The organism is Paratractidigestivibacter sp. (genome assembly GCF_052362415.1).
Classification (GTDB): domain Bacteria; phylum Actinomycetota; class Coriobacteriia; order Coriobacteriales; family Atopobiaceae; genus Paratractidigestivibacter.
In genome coordinates this window covers 1,909-4,192 of record NZ_DAWEMK010000131.1, presented here as the reverse complement: position 1 = coordinate 4,192, position 2,284 = coordinate 1,909, and the positions used below count along the sequence as shown (strand labels likewise).

The 2,284-nt window shown below is 69.3% G+C and carries 3 protein-coding genes; all 3 read right to left on the bottom strand.

Annotation, left to right across the window (positions count from 1 at the left end):
- Nucleotides 1–724 (bottom strand): shikimate dehydrogenase family protein (locus ACT84W_RS09725; RefSeq protein ID WP_444329064.1); only part of this gene is annotated, 724 nt, incomplete at its 3' end.
- A complete protein-coding gene (locus tag ACT84W_RS09720) occupies nt 724–1,875 on the bottom strand; it encodes a bifunctional chorismate mutase/prephenate dehydratase (RefSeq protein WP_444329063.1) in 1,152 nt (383 codons plus the stop codon). The genes ACT84W_RS09720 and ACT84W_RS09725, both read right to left, overlap by 1 nt.
- 49 nt (nt 1,876–1,924) lie before the next feature.
- A partial coding sequence (locus tag ACT84W_RS09715) for a chorismate synthase (protein ID WP_444329062.1) occupies nt 1,925–2,284 on the bottom strand: 360 nt, incomplete at its 5' end.

Sequence of the window (2,284 nt, the reverse complement as noted above, 5' to 3'; positions counted from 1 at the left end):
TGGCGAGGCCCGATTCCGACGGTATGCCCAGGCGCTCGGCCGCAAGGCAGATGCCGGTGCGGCAGGGATTGTAGACGACGTCGAGCGCGCCGAGCAGCCCGGGCATCCGGGCGAGTTCCGACTCAGGGGCGGGGGTCGCCGGGCAGGCGGGGTACATGCCCACGGGCGTCGTGTTCACGATGAGCGCGGCGTCGGCGTTCCGTTCGAGGAGGTTCGCGTAGTTATCGGCGCCGGAGCGCGAGACGACGACCACGCGCGCCCCGGTCTCGGAAAGCGCCGCCTGGACCGCCTGCGAGGCGCCGCCCGAGCCGAGGACCAGGCACTTCTTTCCGGCGAGGGCATCTGCGGCCTCGGCCGCGAGCTCTCGGCGGCAGAAGCGATCGAGCATCCACGAGAAGCCCAGCACATCGGTGTTCTCCGCGAAGACGGAGCCGTCGGCGCGCCTCACGAGGGTGTTCGCAACGCCCAGTCGCTCCACGCGCTCGCTTCTGGCTTCGGCGGCGCGGGCGGCGTCGGCCTTGTAGGGGATGGTCACGTTGAGGCCGCGCCAACGCCCCTCGGCGAGGAAGCCGGCGACCTCGCCGGGCTCGAGCTCGAGATGGCTGTAGGGGGCGCTGCCGAGCTGCTCGTGGATCTGGCGAGACCAGCTGTGGCCGAGCTTGCGGCCGATGAGGCCGAAGGGGGTGGCGAGCGAGGGAGCGCCCGCAGGGGAGTTGCCCGCCACTAGATCACCTCGCTGTAGCTGCCGAGGTAGCGGAAGTCCTGGCAGAGCCCCTCGATGGTGGACATGAGCGCGCGGAACTCGTCTGAGGCCACGGGGCAGTCGATGTCGAAGAAGAAGCCGAACTCGAAGTCGCGCTCGGGGATCGGGCGGCTCTCGAGCTTGACCACGTTGATGTCGAGCGCGTAGAACTTCGCGAGGAGCTTGTAGAGGGAGCCCGGCCGGTGCGGGGTGACGAGCGTCATTGAGGAGCGCTCCGCGCCGGGGTAGATCTCGAACTTCTTGCTGATGCAGGCGAAGCGCGTGTAGTTGTTGTCGCGGTCCTGGACGGCGCTGCCGAGTACGCTGAGGCCGTAGAGGTCGGCGCAGCCGCGCGAGCTCAAGGCCGCCACGTCGTCGCGGCCGGCGTCGGCGACCATCCTTGCCGCGACGGCGGTGTTCTCGCACACGTGGACGCGGGCCTCGGGCATGGTCTCGAGGAAGGCCGCGCACTGGCGGATGGCCTGCTCGTGGCTGTAGATGTCGCGGATGCCCCCGATATCCGCCCCCTTGCGCGCGAGCAGGCAATGGTCGACCTTGACGCGCGTGGAGCGCACGATGGAGAACTCGTGGGCGCCCATGAGGTCGAAGACCTTGTTCACGGATCCCGCGGTCGAGTTCTCGATCGGCAACACGCCGTAGTCGACCTCGCCCGACTCGACCGCCTCGAAGACGTCCTCGAACGACCTCATGTAGCGGATGTCCGGGCGGCGGAAGAACTTCTCGGCGGCGAGCTGGCTGTAGGCGCCCTCGACGCCCTGGCAGGCGACGCGGCCGCTACGGGGGAAGACCTCGGGGGTCGCCTTGCGGGCTGCCTCGATGCGCGCCACGAGCTCCGAGTCCTCGGCGTCGCCCAAGAGCTCGTGCTGGCGGGCGCGCGAGGCCTCCATGAGGAGCTCCATCATGACCTGGCCGTAGGTGGAGAGGTCGGCGGGGACGCGCCCGGCGGCGTCTGCGATCTTCTGGCGCTCGCGGACGGGGTCGAAGACGCGCTTGCCGTGCGCGCGCTTATACTCCGCCACGCCGGCGGCGACCTCCGCACGCTCGCCGAACAGCTCGAATATCTGGCTGTCGATGCGGTCTATGTCCGCCCGCAGCTCGCTGAGTTCCTTCATCGATTCGTTGCCTTTCTTATGACGAAAAGGGACTGTCCCTTTTCGTCATTCAATCTTTGATGGGGTCGGCGGGGAAGGAGAGAAGCGCGTCCGCGATCGCGCAGGCGGCCACGGCCTCGACGACGGGCACGGCGCGGGTGACGGCGGTGGCGTCGTGGCGGCCGTGGACGGTGAGCTTGGCGGGCTCCATGTGCGCGAGGTCCACGGAGTCCTGCTCGATGCCGATGCTGCTGATGGGCTTGAGCGCGCAGCGGAACTGCAGCGGGGCGCCGGTGCTGATGCCGCCGAGGATGCCGCCCGCGTTGTTTGTGCGCGGCACACAGGCGCCGTCGCGGACCTCGTAGGGGTCGTTGTCCTCGCTGCCGCGCATGCGGGCGGAGGCGAAGCCCGCGCCGAACTCGATCCCCTT